At 68.8% G+C, this 20363-nt stretch carries 18 protein-coding genes and 3 pseudogenes; 6 read left to right on the top strand and 15 right to left on the bottom strand.

All coding sequences use genetic code 11. The features are described from left to right. Positions 1-2: 2 nt before the first annotated feature. The 6 genes and pseudogenes from Q8A52_RS32825 to Q8A52_RS32845 form a co-directional block, all read right to left on the bottom strand. Complete coding sequence (locus Q8A52_RS32825; RefSeq protein ID WP_316758068.1) at positions 3-137, bottom strand: hypothetical protein; 135 nt, start codon at positions 135-137, stop codon at positions 3-5. 91 nt (positions 138-228) lie between these two features. After that, positions 229-627: pseudogene (locus tag Q8A52_RS49170) on the bottom strand (DUF998 domain-containing protein); the annotation flags it as partial. Next, the gene (locus Q8A52_RS32830; protein ID WP_316758070.1) at positions 627-1637 is read right to left on the bottom strand and encodes a tetratricopeptide repeat protein; all 1011 of its coding nucleotides are present in this window, start codon (positions 1635-1637) and stop codon (positions 627-629) included. The pseudogene Q8A52_RS49170 and the gene Q8A52_RS32830, both read right to left, overlap by 1 nt. Next, on the bottom strand, positions 1634-2863 hold the full coding sequence (locus Q8A52_RS32835) for an MFS transporter (protein WP_316758072.1): 1230 nt from the start codon (positions 2861-2863) through the stop codon (positions 1634-1636). The genes Q8A52_RS32830 and Q8A52_RS32835 overlap by 4 nt, the downstream gene beginning before the upstream one ends. Before the next feature lie 94 nt (positions 2864-2957). Next, on the bottom strand, positions 2958-3149 hold the full coding sequence (locus Q8A52_RS32840; protein ID WP_316758074.1) for a hypothetical protein: 192 nt from the start codon (positions 3147-3149) through the stop codon (positions 2958-2960). 352 nt (positions 3150-3501) lie between these two features. Beyond that, the gene (locus Q8A52_RS32845; RefSeq protein ID WP_316758076.1) at positions 3502-5586 is read right to left on the bottom strand and encodes an ATP-binding protein; all 2085 of its coding nucleotides are present in this window, start codon (positions 5584-5586) and stop codon (positions 3502-3504) included. Between the two features lie 265 nt (positions 5587-5851). Between Q8A52_RS32845 and Q8A52_RS32850 the strand changes: the two genes are divergently transcribed. Further along, entirely contained in the window at positions 5852-6286 is a 435-nt protein-coding gene (locus Q8A52_RS32850) for a hypothetical protein (RefSeq protein WP_316758078.1), read from the top strand. 320 nt (positions 6287-6606) lie between these two features. Further along, positions 6607-6828 (top strand): hypothetical protein, encoded by a 222-nt coding sequence (locus Q8A52_RS32855; protein ID WP_316758080.1) that lies wholly within the window; start codon positions 6607-6609, stop codon positions 6826-6828. 25 nt (positions 6829-6853) lie between these two features. On the opposite strand, the pseudogene Q8A52_RS32860 reads toward Q8A52_RS32855, so the two are convergent. The 4 genes and pseudogenes from Q8A52_RS32860 to Q8A52_RS32875 form a co-directional block, all read right to left on the bottom strand. Beyond that, positions 6854-7231, bottom strand: a pseudogene (locus Q8A52_RS32860) (transposase); the annotation flags it as partial. 252 nt (positions 7232-7483) lie between these two features. After that, complete coding sequence (locus Q8A52_RS32865) at positions 7484-7903, bottom strand: ATP-binding protein (RefSeq protein ID WP_316758292.1); 420 nt, start codon at positions 7901-7903, stop codon at positions 7484-7486. A gap of 286 nt (positions 7904-8189) precedes the next feature. Next, the gene (locus Q8A52_RS32870) at positions 8190-8981 is read right to left on the bottom strand and encodes an anti-sigma factor (RefSeq protein WP_316758081.1); all 792 of its coding nucleotides are present in this window, start codon (positions 8979-8981) and stop codon (positions 8190-8192) included. 25 nt (positions 8982-9006) lie between these two features. Next, complete coding sequence (locus Q8A52_RS32875; protein ID WP_316758083.1) at positions 9007-9558, bottom strand: sigma-70 family RNA polymerase sigma factor; 552 nt, start codon at positions 9556-9558, stop codon at positions 9007-9009. Positions 9559-10312: 754 nt separating this feature from the next. Here Q8A52_RS32875 and Q8A52_RS32880 point away from each other — a divergent pair. Next, entirely contained in the window at positions 10313-10606 is a 294-nt protein-coding gene (locus Q8A52_RS32880; protein WP_316758084.1) for a plastocyanin/azurin family copper-binding protein, read from the top strand. After that, a complete protein-coding gene (locus Q8A52_RS32885) occupies positions 10606-11595 on the top strand; it encodes a metallophosphoesterase family protein (protein WP_316758086.1) in 990 nt (329 codons plus the stop codon). The genes Q8A52_RS32880 and Q8A52_RS32885 overlap by 1 nt, the downstream gene beginning before the upstream one ends. A gap of 467 nt (positions 11596-12062) precedes the next feature. Here Q8A52_RS32885 and Q8A52_RS32890 read toward each other — a convergent pair whose 3' ends face one another. Further along, positions 12063-13529 carry a PucR family transcriptional regulator gene (locus tag Q8A52_RS32890; protein WP_316758088.1) on the bottom strand — a complete coding sequence of 489 codons (1467 nt, stop codon included), beginning with the start codon at positions 13527-13529 and terminating at the stop codon, positions 12063-12065. A gap of 344 nt (positions 13530-13873) precedes the next feature. On the opposite strand from Q8A52_RS32890, the gene Q8A52_RS32895 reads away from it, so the two are divergent. Further along, positions 13874-15337 (top strand): purine-cytosine permease family protein, encoded by a 1464-nt coding sequence (locus tag Q8A52_RS32895; protein ID WP_316758090.1) that lies wholly within the window; start codon positions 13874-13876, stop codon positions 15335-15337. Between the two features lie 161 nt (positions 15338-15498). Here the strand turns inward: Q8A52_RS32895 and Q8A52_RS32900 are convergent, their stop codons facing one another. Then, positions 15499-15690, bottom strand: coding sequence for a hypothetical protein (locus Q8A52_RS32900; protein ID WP_316758092.1), 192 nt, complete (start codon positions 15688-15690; stop codon positions 15499-15501). A gap of 58 nt (positions 15691-15748) precedes the next feature. Between Q8A52_RS32900 and Q8A52_RS32905 the strand changes: the two are divergent. Continuing rightward, positions 15749-15904, top strand: a pseudogene (locus Q8A52_RS32905) (IS5/IS1182 family transposase); the annotation flags it as partial. A gap of 265 nt (positions 15905-16169) precedes the next feature. Here the strand turns inward: Q8A52_RS32905 and Q8A52_RS32910 are convergent. The 3 genes from Q8A52_RS32910 to Q8A52_RS32925 form a co-directional block, all read right to left on the bottom strand. After that, a complete protein-coding gene (locus Q8A52_RS32910; RefSeq protein ID WP_316758094.1) occupies positions 16170-17609 on the bottom strand; it encodes a vanadium-dependent haloperoxidase in 1440 nt (479 codons plus the stop codon). Positions 17610-18228: 619 nt separating this feature from the next. Next, positions 18229-19767 (bottom strand): FAD-binding oxidoreductase, encoded by a 1539-nt coding sequence (locus Q8A52_RS32920; protein ID WP_316758096.1) that lies wholly within the window; start codon positions 19765-19767, stop codon positions 18229-18231. A gap of 246 nt (positions 19768-20013) precedes the next feature. Further along, a complete protein-coding gene (locus tag Q8A52_RS32925) occupies positions 20014-20343 on the bottom strand; it encodes a hypothetical protein (RefSeq protein WP_316758098.1) in 330 nt (109 codons plus the stop codon). Positions 20344-20363: the final 20 nt, after the last annotated feature.

The following is a 20363-nucleotide window of genomic DNA, read 5'->3' on the forward strand; positions in this document are numbered from 1 at the left end:
GCTCAGCCCCCGCCCAGCGTCTTGGTGCGCAGGAATCGCGAGATGACGGCGATCCACACCATTCCGGCGAGAATCAGCAGGCGTTCGGTAAGTCCTGGCAGCCAACGTGCCAGCATGAGGGCCAGGTTCAGAGCCATGACAGCGGAGCACATGAGGCTGAGACGGGCGATGTGCGTTGACGGCGGGGGGGGTCGCGACGTGAGTGCGGTAGTGCACGGCGATGGCGGCCGCGGCCACGATGAGCGAGGTCATGCCGAGCAGCGCGGCGGTCAGGTGGATCCAGCCATGCACAGTCGAGGGCCGGTCGGGATCGGTCGGGAAGAATGGAAGTGCGAAGGTAGCCGTCGCCATGACGGTGAGCGCGATGGTCGCCGTCTTGACAGCCGGCGTCGGCTGCAGGGCCCGGCGCAGGCATACGGCAAGCGCGAGGGCGGAGCCCCCGATTGCCAGGAAGCACGTGTCCGCCAGCAGCCCGAACCTGCCCAGTGCGTACTCGCTGACCATGTCAGTGACCGGGCTGAGCTGAGTGGGCACCAGGTGCAGGAGCGCCACGATGAGAGCGGCCGGCCAGATGGCCGCCTCCGCGAGTATCGCGCTGCGAAACGCCGTCCGGGCTGGGATTGTCATCAAGGTGTCTCTTCCTTGCTGAGGGTGGCAGCGGGCTCACGAGAGTCGGTAGCAAGCCTGCCGAGCGCCGCTCGTGCCGAGGTCAGAGTGGGGTGCATGGCGTGAACCCTGGATTGCAGGAGTCGGATTGCGCGCCCGTACAGCGCACGTGCGTGTGCCGTCTCGCCCTGCGACTCGCTCAAGGCCGCCGTGTTGACAAGCGTCGGTGCCAAGTCGGGGTGGTCGGTTCCCAGTAGGCGCTCTTTGAGGCGCAGGGCGTCGGCGTAGCGCCGGCTCGCCGGACCGAATTCGCCGCGCCGATGTTGGAGGGCAGCGAGGTTGTGCAAGGTCACAGCCACTTCGTAGTGGTCAGGGCCGTGGACGTCCTGAAAGACGGCGAGTGCCTGCCACAGGCAGTGCTCAGCTTCCTCCAAGCGCCCGCAGCCGTCCAGCAGGGCGGCCCACGCGGCCAGGTCAAGGGCCGTGAGGACATGGCCTGGCCCGTGCAGCCGGGTACGGATCCGTACGGCGCGGGCGGCCCACGGTTCCCCGGCCTGTGCATCACCGCGCGCATGGGCCAGCCCTCCGAGGTTGTGGCAAACCATGGCAACGGTGTCGTGCTCCGGCCCGAAGGTACCTTCGTAGATCTCCAGCGCCCGGAAATATTGGTGTTCGGCGAGGGCGAAGTCTCCGACGCACTTGCCCAGGACGCCCCGCTGGTTGCACAGCCATGCCACGAGGGGTGACGAGGGGCCCGTGGCGGTCTCTGCCGCGGCCAGTGTCACCGCGAGCAGCAGCCCGGCGTGCCGGTACTTGCCCTGCATCCGCCATACGGCGGCCAGCATGCCGCGTGCTCGGAGGTGTTCCTCGGTGAGAGGTTCGGTGGTCGTAGGCCGACGAGCCAGGTAAGAGGGAATGTTCAGCGCGGTCCGCAGCAGGTGCTCCGCCTTCTCGGCGAGACCTGCGTCCAGTGCACGCTCGGCTTGCTCGATTGCCGCGCGCACGGGGCTCGGGGGTCTGTGCTCGATCATCTGCGGCTCTCCTCCGGTCGGATACGGCCAAGACTCAGCGCGATCAGCGCGGTCAGGCCCAGGACAGCGGCCGCGGCGGCGAAGAACGGGCGTACGGAGTGGGCCCCGAGAAGCGTTCCTGTGGCCAGAGCCCCGATGGCGAAACCGCTGGTCCAGGCGAGGGTGTGGGCGCCGTTGTAGCGTCCGGCGAGGCCTGGTGGCGCCAGGTCGTTGACGAGCGCGGCGATGACCGGCAGGTACGCGACCTCCCCGAGGGCGAACATCACGGCCGCCGTGAGAAGGCTCCCGACCCCAGGGGCAGGGTTCATGGCGACGACCACCCAGGCTCCGGCCATGCAGGCGGCTCCGCCTGCGAGAACGACCGGCCGGGGAAAGCGCGCCAGGGCGCGCTGTGCGGGCACCTGTACGACAGCGACAACGAGCATGTTCGCGGCGAAAATCCAGCCGAGCGCATCAACGTGGCGGGTCAGAACCGTCACGGCGGGCAGGCCGATTTGAAGCTGAGCGAACCCGGCGGCCACAACGAGCAGCACGAAGACGAAGGCCCTGAGCATGGCGGGATCGCGGACGACGACGGTGTAGTTCTCGCTCGGCGTTCTGCGACCGTGCAGCGCACTGCGGCTCCGTGGCCCGCGAACACGGGGTGTATGAGCCTCGATCGTGCGCAGGAGGTCCCCGAAGGGTCCGCACGCCCGGAGCACCAAAGCTGCCAGCACCACGAACGAGGCGGCGTCAACGGCATACACCCAGCGCAGTCCATTCGAGACGCCGAGCACGCCAAGCGCGGCGGACCCGCCGGCGACGCCAAGCATGGCCCCGAAAGTCACGATGGTGTTGCGCCAGGAGAATGCCTTCTCGCGAGCATGATGCGGCACCGACCGGGCCAGCAACGCGTCCAGCGCCGGTACGAGCGCCGCCTCCGCGCCCGTGCAGACGATTGCGCCGACGATTCCCGGCCAGACGGCGTTCCCGTGGTTACCCGCCATCACGGCCGTAGCTGTCGCAGCCGTCGCGCCGAGCGCGACGACGGCACGAGGTGACCCGTAGCGGTCGCTCAGGCTACCGCCGACCACGGATCCTGCAACGGCGGCCACCGAGCGGGCGACCAACGCCGCCCCCACCTGGCCGCCGGGCAGGCCGCAGACGTCGTGGAGGTAGACGACCAGATACGGGAAGGTCGTACCGGAACCGACGCCGGAGAGGAATTCACCGAAGAGTACCGCCACGACGGTAGGTGAAATTCCATTTTGCTTCACATAGCGCCGGAAACGGGCGCTCCCGTTCGCCTGGATCCGGAGGACATCCATATCTGGTGCGCTTTTACTCGCCCTGCACGCTGATGTGGTTGTGGTTCAGCACGCCGATCTGGTTGTGGTTGCAGCCGATCGGCCCCGCTCCGGGCGCGGCGACCGCCTCGATGTCGCGCGGCGTCGGCTCGGCGGAGCCGGCGGGCGGCACCTCAATGGAATTCTCTACGACGATTTCATTGTGGTTGTGCGACCCGGACTTCATGGAAGGCTCCTTTCCTCGGTGACCGCTGATCTGCGGACACTGCGACGCTAGGGCGCCGCCCCGACCACCCGATTGAGCAGGCGTTGCTCAATCTGTCCGAGCCGTGCGCCCGGCAGTGCGGGAGAGGAGTTGAGTACCGGCTACCCAGGCGCGCATGACACGGCGACGACGTAATGGGCAAGCGATAGGCAGTTCACGATCCCCAACTCACGGAAATCGGGCTGGAGAACCTCCTGAACCGACTCTTCACTCCGCTCCGTCTGCCGAGCGGAGCGGTCCTTCTCCATCGGATCGCCAAGGCGGCCATGGAGGGGAACCTGGCCGAGCCAGGCCAGTTGGGCCGTAGCCTCTGTCAGCTGTCCAGCTCCCGCCGCCACAGCTCCTCCGTCAGCCGGTCCACGCCTGCCGCGAGGTGGCGCCGGTACGTCGACATCGGCAGGCCGAGGAGGTCCGCGGCGCGCTGCTGGGTCCCCGCCGGCTGGAGGTACGTATGGTGGAGCGCCCGGTGGGCACGCCGGTCGCGCGGAGCCGCCTGGAGCGTGGCGGCCGTCTCCTTCAGCAGGGTGGCCAGGGCGGTTGTCCGCTCGTCCGGGCCGGCGCCCTCGCCCGCCCGGGACGCGACCGCCCGGGAGCGGAGAAGGACACAGCCGCGCAGCCCGCCGGCCCGCCCCAGCCCACGCAGGGCCTCACGTACCCCGGCGGCGAAGGTCTCGGCGTCGAGGACGCGCAGTCCGCCGCCCGGTTCGCAGGGCGCCGCCACCGCCAGCGGGTCGGCCGCCGACTCCCGTTCGCACAGCAGGCCCAGCCAGGCCAGCGGGGGCGTACGGCGCCAGTCGTGGACGTACGTCCCGTACGCGCGGCCGCCCACGGTGAAGTCGGCCCCCGGCAAGCGGTCGAAGTCCGTGTACGCGCAGCCGCCGGCCCAGAACTCCGGGTCGGCGAACGGCAGCAAGGTGAGCGCGGGCCGCTGCTCCGCCGTCAGGTAGTGGTGGGTCAGGCGCAGGGTGATGAGGGTCTGGACGGCGGACACGTCCTGGTACGTGTCCCGCGCCAGCCAGGCGCGCACCAGCAGGGCCCGTTCCCCCGCGCGCAGCCCGCCGTGCCGGGCGAGCCAGCCGGCGGCGGCCGCGCCCGCCGGGTCCGCGGTGACGGCCGGGTCGTCGAGGTCGTCGGGGCCAAGGACGAGGAGGAGGTAGAAGCCGGCGGGAGAGGCCTCCTCCGCATCCGCCGCCGCCCGTACGGTGGCCCAGGTGGCGGCCGGATGCCCCCACCAGGTGCCCAGCACCCGAGCGGACTCGGGCCCCTCGTACCGCTCGGCCATCGCAAGGAGCCCCGGCAGGTCGGCCGTCTCCGCCGGGGCGATGGACAAAGCGTCCAGATCCGCGGAGCCGGCGGCCGCCGCCCCGCCGGTGACCGGCGCCAGGAGCGGCCCCACCAGCGGACTGTCGCGGTGCAGGTAGGCGAAGTCGGCAAGCACCGTGCGCTGCCGTGCCCGGTCGCCGTCGGTGAACAGCTGCTGGTAGTACGCACTCGCGCGGCGGCGCAGCTCCGCCCGGCGGGCCGGGTGGCGCCAGCCGAGTTCGGCGTCGAGTACGGACCGGGCCAGGTCATGGGGGCGGATCCCGCGGCTGCCGTACTCGGTGATCGACAGTGCGCACAGCCACTCGAACAAGTCGCTCGCGTCCGGCACGCCGACGAGCGCCGCGAGCAGCGGCTCGGTCGTGACGAGCACCTGCGCGTACGCCTCCAGGGCCGACCGGTGCTGCGGGCTCGGTACCACGTCGAGCAGAGCTGCGAGCAGGGTGTTCACCACGCGGGGCGGCGACGCCGGGGTGGTGTCGCCGCGCGAGCCGTGGACGTGTACGTCGGCCATGAGGGCGAGCGCCAGCGGGTGGCCGTGCGTGAAGGCCAGGACGTGTGGGTGCTCGGCCTCGGGTACGCCGCGCCGGCTCAGGAGTTCGGCACTGTCGGCGGGATCCAGCGGGGCGAGCGGCATCGGACGCAGGAGGCCGAGCCAGGCGGGGTCGGTCCGCCACGCGAGCGGCGGCGGCTCGCGGTCGGCGAGGGCCAGCACGGCGTCGTCGGGCACGTGGGCGAGCAGCCGTTCGGCGGCCGGGACGGCGCCGGGGACGTCGACCACGACGAGACTGCCGGGGGCCACGTGCGGAAGCGACGCATCCGCCGCCCCGTCGCCCGCGGCCTGCTCCTGCGCGATCACGGTCACCGGTCGGCCGACGCCGTCTGCCAGCCATGCGAACTGGTGCAGCAGCGTCGACTTCCCGATCCCCGCCGAACCGTGCACGTGGACCACCGCACCACGCCCATCGGCCAGGATCCGGCGGAACGCCTCCACCTCCGCCCGACGCCCCACGAACCCCCTGGCCCGTGCCGCGGCAAAGCGGTCGGCCATCCTCTGCGGTGCCTGCTGTCCCCCCACGGGACGGTGATATCACCGGCCGGCCGGGGAGCGGGCGGAACGAGCGGAAATCGAGCGGAAGTCGGTCATTTTCCGACGTGTCGAACGGACGGTGACCGCTCCTACCGTGGGCAGTGCCCGGGGAGGACACGACCCGGACGGTAAGCGGGACGCGGCGTCGGCCGCAGTCGCCGCTTCCGGGCCGGTCGTACGGGCCCGCTCATCCGGCCGGTCGGTGCGTACGCACCGACGGGGCCAAGCCACACACAACCGGGAGAGGATTTCCATGTCCATGTCTGCCGCCTCCACCACGCCCACTACCCCCCGCCGGCGCATCGGCGTCCGGCTCACCGCCGCTGCATCGGTCGCCGCGGCCTGCGCCGCCGCGCTGCTCTCCACCGCCGGCCCGGCCTCCGCCAGCCAGTTCTTCGGCGGCACTCTGCACCCCGGCGAGCAGCGCTGCGTCCAGCAGTACGCCTCGTACCAGGTCCGGGCCGACGGCAAGGCCACCGGCCAGGGTGCGAAGTTCAAGCTGCAGTACAACGGCGTGACGGTCCCCGGCACCGGCTCCCCGGGCTTGGTCACCAACTGGGCCGCCGACCTGCGCACGGTGTGGGGCACGTTCCCCGGCGCCGGCTACTACACGGCCTGCGCCACCAACAACGGCACCGCGGACACCAACGTCCGCCTTGACCTGAAGACGGACGGCGAGGTCTTCTGACCGTCCGCCCTGTCTCTTGCGAAACGCACAGGTCCCCCTGCCGTCCGGGCGCGGGGACCTGCACGTGTTCGGGCGCTGACCTCGGCGCCCGGCGCTCGCGGGCCGACTAATGATGTGGCCCCTCGGGCCTCCCGCCGCATATGGGGCTTCTCGTTCGGAACTTGTCGGATCAGCGCTCGGATCCCCGACTCCCCGAGGGGCTTGGGGAGGAATGCCCGACGTGGCGCGCCCGGCAAAATCCGCTGGGTCCCTGTCCGGTGGACCAGGCGAGGCCGTTATCCGATGGCCACCTGGCCGGCAACGTTTCTAGGGTCACTGGAATGACACACAACCTTGTGGATCCGGCGACGATCACGACGGAGATGGCCGTGCAGATTCGCACGTGGCGAGTCGATGAGGACTTCAGCTGGCGCGCCGTTGCCCAGGCCGCGTCCGAACTCTGGGGCTCCGAATACGGCAGCAACCAGATCTACGGCGAAGACCTCTGCGCGGCCGCCGCGCAAGTGCTGGGCGAAAACCCCTACCAAAAACCGTGGAATTGACACCCGGCAGGTCCTTTGCTTCGGATCAGCGGGCGGACCAGATGAAGATGCCGACGACGTGGAGTCCGGCTCGGAAGACGGTGGCGGTCTTCTCGTAGCGGGTGGCCAGGCCGCGCCAGTTCTCCAGGCGGTTGACGCAGCGTTCGACGGTGTTGCGCAGGTTGTACGCCTCGCGGTCGAAGGCGCCGGGACGTCCGCCCTGGCGGCCCTTGCACCTGCGGTTGGCGATCTGGTCGGCGGGCTGAGGAATCACCGCTCGGATTCCGCGTCGGCGCAGGTGCTCGCGGATGGCCCGGGATGAGTAGGCCCGGTCCGCCAGACCGACTTCCGGCCGGGTACGTGGCCGGCCGATCGTCCAGGGCGCACGCAGGGCGGCCACGACGTGCTCGAACGAGGGGGCATCGACGAGTGGGTGGCCTGGCCAGGTGCGGGCGTACCGGTCCAGGAGGCGTTCGGCCTTGGCGCGGAAGCCGGGGTCGGTGATGAAGATCCAGTCGGGCCGGACCCCTCGCGGTCACCGCCGCGAACGTCGGTGCGCCGGGAAACTCGGCCCCAGGGCGGGAAGTTGGGGGGCCAGAGCGGTCGTGACCGCTGCACCGCCAGTACGTGCAGCCAAGGCCAGTGCAGGAGCCGACAGCCGAACGCGCGGGCTCGGTCATGGCGAACACCGGAGGCAGGCCTGGACTTCTCGGCCGCTGCGCGTCTGGCGGACTTCTGTCGACTGCGCGAGGTACTTGACGATGCCGGTGCCGCGGCCATGTTCGTCCGGCGCGGTACGGAGCGGACCGCGCACCACTTCGGTTCCGGAGTCTCTGACCACTATGGACAGGGTGTCGTGGTCGAGGATGAGCACCAACGTCATGCACTCGCGGCCGTACTGGGCGGCGTTGGCGGCAAGTTCGTCGACGATCAGAACTGCGGAGTCCCGCTCGCTCTCGGGAATGCTCCAGCACTCCAGCAGATCCGCCGTGAAGTGACGCGCTGCGGACACATGCGCCTCCTGCGCGGGCAGGGTGAGCGTCGCCTGATGGGGGCAGGGTCGCGAGCTGATGCGCTCAGAATCGGTCACAAACATGGTCTTCTGGCTCTTCTGTGTAGGTGCGGAGGCCGGGTCGTGGCGGGGACCGACAAGTACAAGGAGGAGGCGGTACACCGGAACCTGTATGTGAGCGCTCATCCGGTTTCACGGCCGGCGGGTGGCATACGGTTCGAGTCATTCGCACTTTTGCCCAATTTCTTGGTGGGCGTGGATGCCAGCAGGAGGCCGAGTTCGTGATCAGCGCCTGGATGTGCCCAGAGCGGGGTACGTCGCCGTGTGCAGGCGGACATCGGCAGACTCGGCGGGCGGCCTCCCCCTCACCTCATGCCTGGATCGTCACCAGTTTCTGACCGTTGCCGGCGACGATCTCGAAGTGCTCGATGGCTCCCGGAGACATGGGGACCGCTCCTGGAATCGTCGTTCCGGTCGGGTACTCGCCTGCCCGCCACGTAGCGGCGTCCGCCCTTGTCCCGCCGGGCCCGACCGCCTGCAGTCGGCAGATGATTCCGGCCGGCGCCCCGCGGGCCGAGACCTGAAGAACACTGCCCCAAGCGGAGGGGAAGACCTTCACCGACGCGGTGACGCCGGTGGCGGAATCGCTTCCGGAGAAGGTGCGTGCCGGAGCCGGCGTGGTCGGTCCCGGCTGCGGCGCCTGCCCGACCACGGATGCGCTGGTCGCCAGCCAAGTGCCGCCGGCAGCCGCCGCCGCGACCAACGTCAGGGAGGCGGCGACGCCGGCCAGTTGCAACCGCCAGGTCCTGCGGCGCCTGGCCGCGGCCTGCTGAAGCATTCTGTCGAGCAGTCGTGGCTCGGGGGCCTGAGGTACCGCGGAAATGTCGGATGGTCCCTGTGGTGAGCCCTGCCCGCGCTCGGCTGCCCGCCGCACCAGCCGGTCGGCCAAGTCCGCGTTGGCGACGGGCACCGTCTGGCCTGCCGCTTCGGCTGCGGTGACCGTCGAGAGCAGCGTCGGCAGTCCGGCCAGCTGGGCGTGGTCCGCCCGACACTCGTCGCATGACACGAGGTGGCCGCGCACCTGTTCCATTTCGGCAGAGGACAGCGTGCCCAGGACATACCCACCCAGCGCCAGCCGCAGGGCGTCGTGGTCTGCGTTCATGGCCGGCGCCTCCTCCATGCCTCGGTCATGGCTCGATGCCGCGTTCCTGCAGCGCAAGCCGGAGGGCGTGCAGGGCGTAGTACGTCCGCGACTTGACGGTGCCCAGCGGGATGCCCAGCGCATCCGCGGCCTCCGCCATGGTCCGGCCCCGGTAGTACGTTTCCAGCAGTACGCTGCGGTGGTCCGGGGACAGCGTCCGGATGGCGTCGGCCACTGCCCAGCTCTGCAGTGCCTGCTCGATCTGGTCCTCGCCCACTGTGTGCTCGGCAGCCCGCTCCAGGGCCTCGCCGCCGGTCTCCGCCGGCCTGGCCTTGCGGGCCCTGTGAGCGTCGATGACCAGGTGCCGGGCGACCGTACACAGCCAGGCCCGGGCAGGACCGCGTCCGGGTTCGAACGCGGTGGGATGCTGCCACGCTCGCAGCAGCGTCTCCTGCACGACGTCCTCGGCCCACTGCCGGTCTCCTGAAGTCAGTCGCAGCGCGTAGTGGAAGAGCGGTCCCGCGTGCTCGGCGTACAGAGTGCGGAGCAGTTCCTCGTCCGTGCTCGAAATGGTCCCTTTACCAGAAACACGATGCATGGAGCGATCCGTATCGGCCGTTTGGCCACGTTTTCGAGCACTCCATGACATAAGCAGATCATTGCGCATATGCGCTTCTTTGTCGTGTCACACGCCGTGCGGTACCAGTGACGATGGGTTGACCCATCAGGGGTGATCGCAAAGAAGTCTCACAAAAAACGCGTATCCGTCGAACCGCACGACGCTCGCCGTCCGTGGAGCCAGAAGAAAGCCGACAGACACGGCATTCCCGGTAGAGATGATCAGCCGAGACCGACCCGCCCGTTGCAGCAGGGTTCCATGGCGCCGATCACACTCGCCCGGGCGCTGCACACCGACACCTGCGGGCATGTCAGCTCCGGCACTCGTCGACACGCGCCGCGGCTGTGCCGCCGCAGCTCGAACCCTGCGCTCGCCGGGCCCTTCGGAGGACGCGCGGGGCCGTGGCAGGCACATCCCACGCGCAGCATTCCGGTCGTGAGCGCTCGGCCACGCATACCCATCTCTCCCTGATCAGTGAGGAACGAACACCATGTACCTGAACTTTGATCACGCGAGCCGGAGATCACGCGTCGCGGTCGGGCTGGCCGTCGTCTCCAGCGCTGCCCTGGCGCTCCTGAGCGCGTGCGGCCAGTCGCCGCATTCGACCGCGGCCGGTGCCGTTACGCCCGGTCCTGGTCAGCGTCAGATGGCAGGGATGCCCGGTGCCTCCCCGACAGAGCATGCGGCGGGCTCCGCCCCCGGCGCCTCGCCGATGCCCAGTATGAGCATGCCCATGAGTTCCCCGAGCACGGGCGCGGCCGATGCGCCGGTGACCGGAGACGCCGTGGCAATCGAGAACTTCGCATTCTCCCCGGCCACCCTGAAGGTCAAAGCCGGCACGACGGTGACCTGGACCAACCAGGACACCGACGCCCACACCGTCACCAGCGCCGGATCGGGCGGACCGTTGCACTCGCCCGCTCTGGCCACCCACGCCACCTACAGCTACAGGTTCACCAAGCCCGGTACCTACGCCTACCTCTGCACCATCCATCCGTTCATGACTGCCACCGTGGAGGTGACGTGATGACCGAGTACCGCGACGGTCAGGATCCAGTCCCGGTTGGCGACGCCGACCAGCCCACCGAACAACACGGCATGACCCGGCGTCAACTCATGCGGCACGCAGGATGGTTCGGCGGAGCCGTCGTTCTGACAGTGGCCAGTGGAGAGGTGATCAGTCATATCGCCGGCTCCCAGGACACTACCGCCGAGGCAGCCACGGCAACCAGCAGCGAACTGCGGTTCGTGCAGGTCTCGGACAGCCATATCGGCTTCCACGGACCGGCAAACCTGGACGTGGCAGGCTCGTTCACCGAAGCGATCGACCAGGTCAACGCGGTCGGGTTCAGGCCCGACTTCGTCATGCACAGCGGCGATCTGACACACCTGTCGACGCCGGATCAGTTCGACCAGGTCAAGCAGATGATGGCCGGGTTGCAGACGGACCGCGTCTTCACCGTTCCCGGTGAGCACGACTCCATCGGCGATGCGGGCCGCGCCTACCGGCAGATCTTCGGCAAGGGCACGCTCGGCGACGGCTGGTACAGCTTCGACACCCACGGAGTGCACTTCATCGCCCTGGTGAACACCCTGAGCCTGGAAAAACTGGGCCACCTCGGCAACGCTCAGATCGACTTCGTCCGCAAGGACCTCGCGGGGGTGCCCTCGGACACCCCGATCGTGGTCTTCAGCCACATCCCGCTGTTCGCCATGTACCCACGGTGGGGCTGGAGTACGGACGACGCGTTGAAAGTCATCGCGCTCCTGCGCCGTTTCTCCTCGGTGACCTGTCTGAACGGGCACGTCCACCAGCTGTTCACCAAGACAGAAGGCAACATCACCTTCCACTCCGCCACCACCACCGCCTACCCGCTGCCGAATCCGGGGCGGGCCCCCGCCCCGACTCCCCAGGTCGTGCCCGCCCGGCAGCTCAAGAGCGCACTCGGTATTCGCACCGTGGGCTACCGGCAGGGCGACCGGGAGCTGGCAATCAAGGACGAGAGGCTGGCATGAGCACGGGAAGACTGATCGCTGTGGCTGCGCGCATGTCGATCGCCGCCAGGCTCGCTGCGAGCGGATACATCCACGCCCGGCTCTACGTTGACGGGCACCGCCACATCCATGTCGTCGGCCCCCCTGTTCCTGCTTCAGGCGAGCGTCGCCTTCGGGGCCGCCACGCTGCTGCTGTCCGGGATGCCGCTACTGCTCAGGATGGCTGCCGTCGGTGTGGTCGCTCGGCGCCCTAGGCGGCTTCATCGCCTCGCACACCGTAGGCGTGTTCGGGTTCACCGAAAACGGTCTGCAGCCCGCGCCGCGGGCCCTGCTCAGCCTCCTCGCCGAAACCGGCCCTCGGGTCTGGTGCACGATCTGCCTTCTTCTCGACGGCAGGCGGCCGCGAGCGCAGGCACCGGGATGCCGCGCCACCCGCTCTGACCCGGTCTGGGAGGGCGCAGCACAGCGTCAGGCACATCGTGATTGCGTTAGCTGGTGAGACCGAGTTGCTCGGCCGCACGGATCGCCAGCCACACCTCGGCGAACGCGCTGGTCGAGGAGAGGTCGCGGCCGGTCAGCGCAGTGAAACGGCGCAGCCGGTAGGCGAGAGTGTTCGCATGGACATTCAGCGCGGCCGCTGCGACGTCTGTGCGGCGGTCGCGTTCCATCCAGGTGCGGATGGAGACGAGCAGCGTCGAGTGGTGCTCTGCGTCGTACCGCAGAACCTCACCGAGCACATGCTCGACCAAGGCTCTGAGCACTGCGGGGTCGTCTGGCAGCCACCGATCGGTGGTGTCGCTTCCATATGTGACCAGGCACCGGCCGGACTCGACCGCCTTCGCCACCGCGGACAGCGCCTCCCGCCGGGCGACCCGCAGCGACTCGCCGGGCTGGAACGGCCGGCTCATTCCAGCTGCTACGCCCGGCAGTTCCGCGATGATGTCTGCCAGGTCCGGTGAACCGAGCAGGTAGCGGTCGCCTCCTTGCTTGAGCAGCAGGTACGGCTGCACATCGAGGGCAGCCAGCAGTGCTTCGTCGGCGACCTGACGGGCCACCAGCAACACCACTTCGTCGTTCTCGATCGCCAGTCGCCTCAGCCTGCGCCGCGCCACTGCCGGGTCGAGTTCTTCCTGCAGCAACTCCGCCAGGGTTTCAGCGCCTTCTCGCCGCTGCGTCTCACGCTCGTGGCGGAGCATGGTGACCTGTAGCGCGGCCACCGTCGCGATGTGCTGGACCACAGCCAGCCCGGCCGGGCGCGTGCCCTCTCGTTCGAATGCGACCAGGAAACCTGCCGCCCCGCCAGGCGTGAGCACGGGCACCGCGAAGCCGCCCGGGATGATGGGGGCCGCCTCCACCGACGCCGGGAGCACGCCCGGATCCGGGGGGACCGGCACCCCCGGCAACAGCGGTCTGCCCTGCGGAGTGCACACAAAGACCTGATAGCCGGAAAGCTCCTCCAGACGCCGGAAAAGCTGCACGGTGTCCAGGTCATCGGAGGCCATCCAACGCAATGCCCCGAACACCTGCAGTTGTGCAGCGAGTCCTTGCCGTGCATCCTCCTGCACGGCGGCAGCTACCTCCTGAGCAACGGCGATGAACGGGACTGACAGGGGTACCTCCAGCACCGGGATGCCGCATTCTTCCGCCGTGGAGAAGAAGGCGTCGCACAGCGGTGGGACGTTCAGCCGGGCCGAGATGGCCAGAGCCGACACCCCGGCCTGGTCGAGCCGCCGCAGATAGGATTCCTGACCGGTCGCGGACCGCGGGATCGCTGTCCCGGTCGTCATGATCAGTTCGGAGCCGAGCAGCCAGGGAGTCGGGTCCTCCAGATCCGAGACATGAGCCCACGCAACTGGCCGGTCCATCCCTGCCGCGCCTGCCAGGACCCGCAGTTTGAGCGCGGGGAGCGTGAGGAGCCCCGCCACGGTCAGCTGGCTGATCTTGTGGTCGGACACAGGTGGCTCCCGTTCTATTCGTCACTACAACAATTGCTGCTCAGTGTGTCGTCATCGCACACTGGTCCGCACCGCCCCGCCCGAAACGGGCATTTTGTAGCCGGGAGGCAGCGCCACCACCCTGCCGCTGCTGTGCTCCGCCGTCCGCAAGCACGGTCACGTCGCCCTGCCCGCTTCAACGCGCACCTGGACACCTGGGACCCTGCGCGCCTGCCACCGTGGCAGCCTCGCACACCACGTACGGACTGACCACGATCTTTGCCTGCCAAATCGCCGCTGGACATGACCGCGCCAGAGCGAGCAGTCCTGCCGCCGCACCAGATCCTCCCCGGGAGTGAACCGACATGGCCAATGCCGAGCACGCACACGAGGCGCCCCCCAGATCCAGCGGCACGCTGGGGGTGGAGACCCGCTCGATCGACTGGATTCCCTACACGGAGCGCCATGGAAGGGTGCGGCACCAGGTGCTGCTGTGGTTCCTCGGCAACTTCCAGTACTTCACCGTCGCGGTGGGCTTCGTCGGACCGTCGCTCGGCCTGCCGCTCGGCCCGACCATCCTGGCCGGGGTGCTGGGCATCGCGGTCGGCACCCTCTTCATGGCCTTTCACGCCTCGCAGGGCCCCGTGCTCGGGCTTCCGCAGATGATCCAGTCCCGCGCCCAGTTCGGTTACCGCGGCGTTACCGCAGCCCTGGCCGCCACCCTATTCACCTACGTGGGCTTCAACGTCGCCGACCAGGTGCTGCTCGCCGACGGCCTGCACGGGGTCTTCGGCTGGAACCGGACCGCCATCGCCGTCGGCGCGTCGCTGATCGCGGTAGTGCTGGCGGTCTACGGCCACGACTGGCTCCACCGGGTCTTCCGCTGGCTGCTCTACCTCTCGCTGCCCCTGGTCCTGCTGCTCACCATCGGCGTACTCAGCGGACACGCCGGTGGCCACGCTTCCTCGCAGCACTTCGCCTTCACCTGGCCGGCGTTCGCCGCCCAGTTCTCCGCCGCCGCCGCGTACAACATCACCTACGCTCCCTATGTCTCCGACTACTCGCGCTACCTGCCCCGGACCACCTCGCCACGGGCACTGATCGCCGCGGTGTTCTTCGGCGCCTCCGGCTCCGCCATCTGGCTGATCGCCCTGGGCGCATGGCTCGCGATCCGTCTGGGCGCGAACGACGGGCTGGTGGGCCTGCGCCAGGCGGGCGACCACTTCGTGCCCGGCCTCGGTGCCGCGGCAGCCGCGCTGTCCGCTCTCAGCCTGGTTGCCACCATGGGCATGAACGCCTACGGCGGATCGCTGACCGTACTTACCGGGATCGACTCCTTCCGCAGCTTCAACCCCGGCCGCCGCGCTCGGACCGTCACCATTTGCGCCCTGGCCGGCATCTGGTACGTCACCGCAGCGTCGCTGTCCACCGGCGCCGTCGCCACCGTGTTCACCGCGCTGACCGTGATGCTCTACCTGCTCGTGCCATGGACGGCCACCAACCTGGTGGACTTCTTCTTCGTCCGCCGCGGCCACTACGCGATCACCGACCTTTTCACGCCCACCGGGATCTACGGTGCCTGGTCCTGGCGAGGCCTGACAGCCTACGGGGCCGGATTCGCCGCCCAAATCCCGTTCATGGTCCTGCCCAACCTCGGCGGCTGGTCCTACACCGGCGCAGCAGCCCGGCACTTGGGTGGGACGGACATTGCCTGGCTCGTCGGGCTTGCCGTCACCGCCGTTGTCTACCTGGCCCTTTCCCGCTCGTTCGACCGCGCGGCGGAGCAGCAGGCCGTGCTCCTGTGCGAGGGCAAACTCGCCGCCGCGTGACGACGCACCTCCCCGAACCGGTCGGCCCCGGACCAGGCCACATGCGCACGGGTAGTGGGCGGACGTGGCCATGGACCAATCTTGGTCGACAACCCATCTACCAGGAGCTTCACCTGTTCGGCCACCCAACCACTGCCTGGCCGGGGCAGGTTGGCTACGACTCACGGTAAGTCGTAGCCACCTCTTCCCACCCAGGAGGCGATCTGCGAGCGGGAGGTGAAGCCGAGTCTGGTGAGGATGTGCGCGACGTGGCCTCCGCGCCGGTACTGCCCCAGGGCCAGCACCCACCGTGCGGCCGACCTGTGCGACCCGGGGCGGCCGCCTCGGCTGCCCTTCTTCCTGCGGTTGGCCACCTGGTCCTTCTACTCCGGGTGACCGCCTTGCCTGGCTCTGTGCGAGTCCCGTCAGGCCCAGGACCGCAACACCGTCGAGCGACTGATCAACCGGCTGAAGGACTGGCGCGGCATCGCCACACGCTTCGACAAGACGCCCGAAAGCTACCTTGCCGACCTCGAACTCCGCGCCTCGATGATCTGGCTCGGAGATCTCCTGCAAGCAGCCGATTGATCACGACATCACACAGACCCTAGATGCCTGCGCCACTGAGGATGGCGACGAGGGGCCTGCACATGGGCCGGGACTAGGACTGCCCGCTCCGGGCGAACGGATTTCGGGGTGAGCCCGACTCCGTCGGTTTACGCTGGTCGGCGAAGGCCAGGAGGCACGTGGCCTCGGCGATGACGCCCCTCTTACGGGAGGCTGGTCAGGCTCGGCCGGTCCGGAGCGGTGCAGTAGCCTCGCCACGTCCGCGGGCGTGGGCCGCGGTGTCGTTTCAGTGCTGATACGGATGGCCCGGTCGTGTCGGCAGCAGCGCGTTGGCGAACACGTAGTCACCGACGTTGGTACCGATCGCCCTCCCGTCCTCGGCGTCCCAGCGGAAGTGCACGCCCAGCCAGAGTCGGCTGAACTCGCCCTCCTCGGCGACCTGGCTGAAGCTGTTCAACTTGCGGTATGCCACGAGGGTGTGCGGGTCCTCGGAATGTGCGGTGAACGAGACCTTGTCACGGCCGAAGAAGTGCTTCATCGCGCTTGCCCACGCAGCGGTGAAGTTGGCGTGCCCGGAGGTCCAGGCGGGGAAGCAGGGGGTGAACGGTGTCCCTGCGCGGTCCGCGCTGAGAGGCTCCCAGGTCGCGTTCGCGCCGCCCGTCGCCTGGATCGCGGACACCGGGCGCCACTCGTTGATCGGGCTGTCGTACTTGGAGTCCCAGGCCGTGATCCCGGCATCCGCCAACGACAGTGCCGACAGCGCGAACAAGTGGGTGGTCTCGTACTTGTCGAGCTTGAACTTCTTGGCGACGATCCCGGTCAGTTCGAGCAGTTGCCCCGGGGGGTGGTAGGTGCCGTTCAGGTCATGGTCCCAGAACCAGCCGATGACGGTCTGATTGTAGGTTCGCTCGGTGGAGTCGACGGCACCGACCCGTCGTACCTCGTCGCGCTGGGCGGCGTACTGCGGGCTGGCCACCAGATCGGCGTAGGAGGTGAAGCCGCGCAGGGTGGGAGGCCGGAACTGAGAGCCGGAGCGGAGCACGAACGGCCTCACCTTGCCCCAGTTCGGGGTCACCGCGTCGCTCGGCTGCTTGCAGGCCCCTTCGTCAGCCGTCGCCTCTTCACCGGTCGGCCGCCAGGCTCCAGGTGTGGTGGGGTCGCCACTGTAGACGTCCGGGTTGTCCGAACCGTCGCCCGCCCGGGCCTTGTTGATCTGCCTCACCACGGGGTCGACCACCAGGCGGTCGAGGGGGTCGTAGGAGTGAGGGGAGCGGCCGGTCCGGGCCCGGTACTGGGCGTCGATGTAGGCCTGATCACCCGGGTACAGCTGCGAAATGATCCGGTACGCCGTGCGGTCGATCAGCCGCTCCTCCTCGTCCGGACCCGGCCGCGAGTGTTTGTCGGCATACTTCAGTGGCCGGTTGAGGTACGGCTCGTACTTCAGGGTCCCGTACGTGTACTGATAGGCGCTCTCGGCGTTGTAGATAGCCGCGAAGACAATGGCCCCGGACCTGGAGAGTTTGCCGGGCGAGGCGTCCCAGCCCCGCGCATTGCGGAACGTCTGGAGCAGTACCTTGTTCCAGTACTGTGTCGGATCGTCCTTGTGCCCTGTCGCGGCGGCGGCCTGTGGCGCACCGGCCGCCACCGGACTCAGTCCGGCGAGCAGGGCACCGGCCACGGCGGCGGCCCGTAGCCGTGGCAGGCGTCTGCCGGCACGGGACCTCAAGCGCGGGAGCACGGACTTCGCAGCCGACCGGCGGCCATGATGGGGCTCGAGAGGCACGGCATTCCTTTCTGCGTTGCTGATCAACAGCGGCAGCGTAATGTCGGATATGCCAAACTCGAGATCAACCACGCCGATATGCCGTACATCTTATATGACTTCATGATTTACACGGAAATGCTCATCCCGTCATGATTGACAGCCAAACTGAGCTGTGATCACCCATGCGTGGAGGTCTCACTCGTGTGAGCGACTTCCGGATCCGCCGAACGGTGGCCGCCTGACAGTGACTCCGTGGAGAGAGCGTGGAAGTGGGCGGTGATCTCCTCGCGGGCTGCGAAGCGCCAGGACCGGAATTCCCCTCCTGCAGGTGGATCGCCGCGCAGTCGCTGTCGCCGAGTACGCCGCCGTCGTACAGGTACGCCACCAGCGGCGGCCGCCCACCGCCGTGCACTCAGTCCACCGCGAGCAGCCGTCCGGGCGCGGTCGAGACCGATCTCCTCGGCTCCGGTGTGGATGCCCTGGAAAGAGGGGACCTACTCGTTTGCCCCGACCCTCGTTCGATGCGATGGCAGGCATTTCATCGCCTGCCGGCGGGGAATACGGGGTCGGTCTGAGAGCGTCAGGTGCCGATCCCCTGTGGATAGCTGAAGAATCCGGTCGGATCGTACTTCCGCTTCACCCTGACCAGCCGGTCGTAGTTCGCACCGTAGTAAGCCCGCCGCCAGTCCTTCAGCGTCGGATCCGGGAAATTCTGATACGACTGGTCGGGAGGCGTGTCGCCGAAAATGTCGTGGTAGAACTCACGGTGCCAGCGCAGATTGGCGGTCTCGACCCGGGGCGGATCGTAGTCCGCCCAGGAGGTCTCGGCAGCGAAGATGAACACGGCGTTTCGGTGGACGAACGCGGTCGCGTCCGGCGGCACCTGGTTGATCTCGCCACCGAGGGCGAACATCGCGAACCCGGCCCCGTCCTCGTTGCCGCTGCCCGGCCAGTCCAGCAGTTTCTCGGCGGCTGCACCGACCTGCTTGTCAGTCAGGAGCGTCCGGGAGGTGAGAACCGCCGACTTGGCGGCGAACTGGTCCACCGGCGTGGTGGCGCTCAGCAGCACGCTCGCCTGACCGGGAGTGACCTCACGGACGGACGCGTTGTTGCGTGCGCGCTCCTCGGCCGTGCCGATGGCCAGCAGCGGAGCCAGGATGGCGCGCAACTCGTCAAGGGGGCCGTAGTACTGGCCGATGGCGTTGACGTTGGCGTTGGCGCGGATCTGGTCCCTGGCAAGCCCGTGGGTCCCGATGCCGACGCGAAGGTGGAACCGCTTGTCGTCCAAACCGTTCAGGGCGATCTGCTGCGCGGTGGCGATCACCGGCACCACGGAGTCCAGGCTCCACCGCAGCTGGTAGAAGCCCACGTTGCCCTGGAACTGCTCGTACTGGAACGTGAAGGAGGTGTTGACACCGAAGTTGTTCCCCGCCCCTCCACGGCAGGCCCAGAACAGGTCGGAATGCAAGTCCGGACTGGCCTCCACCACGCGGCCGTCGGCGAGCACCACGGTCGTCGAGACCAGCCGATCACAGGTCAGACCGAACATCTTGTCACTGAAGCCGATACCGCCGCCGAGCACCAGTCCGGCCACCCCGACCGAGGGGCAGCGGCCGGTCGGCACGAAAATCCCCCGGTCCTCCAGCAGCGGGTGCAGGTCGCCATTGGTGACCCCGGCCCCCACGGTGACCGTACCCGCGTCATGGGTGACCTTGATCGGACCGTAGGTCCGGGTCCGGGAGCGGGGGCCCGGCAGCGGGGTGACGTCGATGCTTTTCATCCGGGCCAAGTTGAGCAGCAGGCCGGTGGTGCTGGAGTACCCGGCGTAGTTGTGGCCCAGCCCGGAGCGGGGCACTGCAGGCAGCCCCACCGCGCGGGCCCAGCGGACCGCCGCGCTGACATCCCTGGTGGTAGCGCACGCGACAATTCCAGCGGGGTGGATCCCGGCGTAGCGGTGGTTGAACGGGAGCGCCAGCGGTGAGTAGTTGGAATCCCTTGGCCGGTAGAGAGTGGAACGCGATGACAGCGTGTCGGCCAGCCGCTTCCAGTCCCGGGGGCCGACCGGCTCCGCCGGCTCGGTAGGTGACGCAGCGGCGGGTGGGGCCTGCAAACCCACCATCCCCGTCCCCAAGGCACCCAGTGCGCCTACCCGCACTACGTCCCGCCTGTTGATCACAGCGGCTGCTCCTCACGAGAAACGCCCCAAAGGCGCGATCGCCTCTCCTTGAAGTCAACCGATCGCCGGCCGGCCCAGCCGCGCAACAGGCTCCGCCCACAGGCCCGCAACCCCAAAGAGCATCCGGCGTACCGCCGAGTGGCCGAGTCGGCGGAGGACAGCGGCGCGATCAGCGGACCCAACACAGTGTTACGACAGCTTTGGCGCGGTCGGCACCGCTCCCCCGATCGACGGGGACGCGAACAGCAGCACGGCATGCACCGGCGGGTCGGTCGGCGGCCGTCCGGCATGTGTGAGGTCGGTGAGAGCGCGCGCGGTGTGAGCAACGGTCATCCGCCGGCCGTCCCGGTGGGTGCTGAGCAGCCCGAACAGCCCTTTGGCCTTGAACGACAGCCGGGCGTCGCGGATCTGTGGGATCCGTACCCGTAAGCTGACCCGCCGCCGCCGATTACGATGGCGACCACCAGCCCCGACCCCGTGCCCCATTCCGGCGACGTTTGTAATGGGGCGGACGCCCATGTCGTGTGTCCACGGCCACC

The organism is Streptomyces herbicida, assembly GCF_032656585.1.
Lineage (GTDB): Bacteria > Actinomycetota > Actinomycetes > Streptomycetales > Streptomycetaceae > Streptomyces > Streptomyces herbicida.

Coding starts and splice junctions, on each gene's coding strand:
- Q8A52_RS32870 (WP_316758081.1), bottom strand. CDS start 8,981: ATGAACGCAGACCACGACGCCCTGCGGCTGGCGCTGGGTGGGTATGTC.
- Q8A52_RS32920 (WP_316758096.1), bottom strand. CDS start 19,767: ATGGTGGGTTTGCAGGCCCCACCCGCCGCTGCGTCACCTACCGAGCCG.
- Q8A52_RS32855 (WP_316758080.1), top strand. CDS start 6,607: ATGACACACAACCTTGTGGATCCGGCGACGATCACGACGGAGATGGCC.
- Q8A52_RS32895 (WP_316758090.1), top strand. CDS start 13,874: ATGGCCAATGCCGAGCACGCACACGAGGCGCCCCCCAGATCCAGCGGC.
- Q8A52_RS32830 (WP_316758070.1), bottom strand. CDS start 1,637: ATGATCGAGCACAGACCCCCGAGCCCCGTGCGCGCGGCAATCGAGCAA.
- Q8A52_RS32925 (WP_316758098.1), bottom strand. CDS start 20,343: ATGGGCGTCCGCCCCATTACAAACGTCGCCGGAATGGGGCACGGGGTC.
- Q8A52_RS32825 (WP_316758068.1), bottom strand. CDS start 137: ATGGCTCTGAACCTGGCCCTCATGCTGGCACGTTGGCTGCCAGGACTT.
- Q8A52_RS32865 (WP_316758292.1), bottom strand. CDS start 7,903: ATGTTTGTGACCGATTCTGAGCGCATCAGCTCGCGACCCTGCCCCCAT.
- Q8A52_RS32880 (WP_316758084.1), top strand. CDS start 10,313: ATGAGTTCCCCGAGCACGGGCGCGGCCGATGCGCCGGTGACCGGAGAC.
- Q8A52_RS32885 (WP_316758086.1), top strand. CDS start 10,606: ATGACCGAGTACCGCGACGGTCAGGATCCAGTCCCGGTTGGCGACGCC.
- Q8A52_RS32875 (WP_316758083.1), bottom strand. CDS start 9,558: ATGCATCGTGTTTCTGGTAAAGGGACCATTTCGAGCACGGACGAGGAA.
- Q8A52_RS32840 (WP_316758074.1), bottom strand. CDS start 3,149: ATGAAGTCCGGGTCGCACAACCACAATGAAATCGTCGTAGAGAATTCC.
- Q8A52_RS32850 (WP_316758078.1), top strand. CDS start 5,852: ATGTCCATGTCTGCCGCCTCCACCACGCCCACTACCCCCCGCCGGCGC.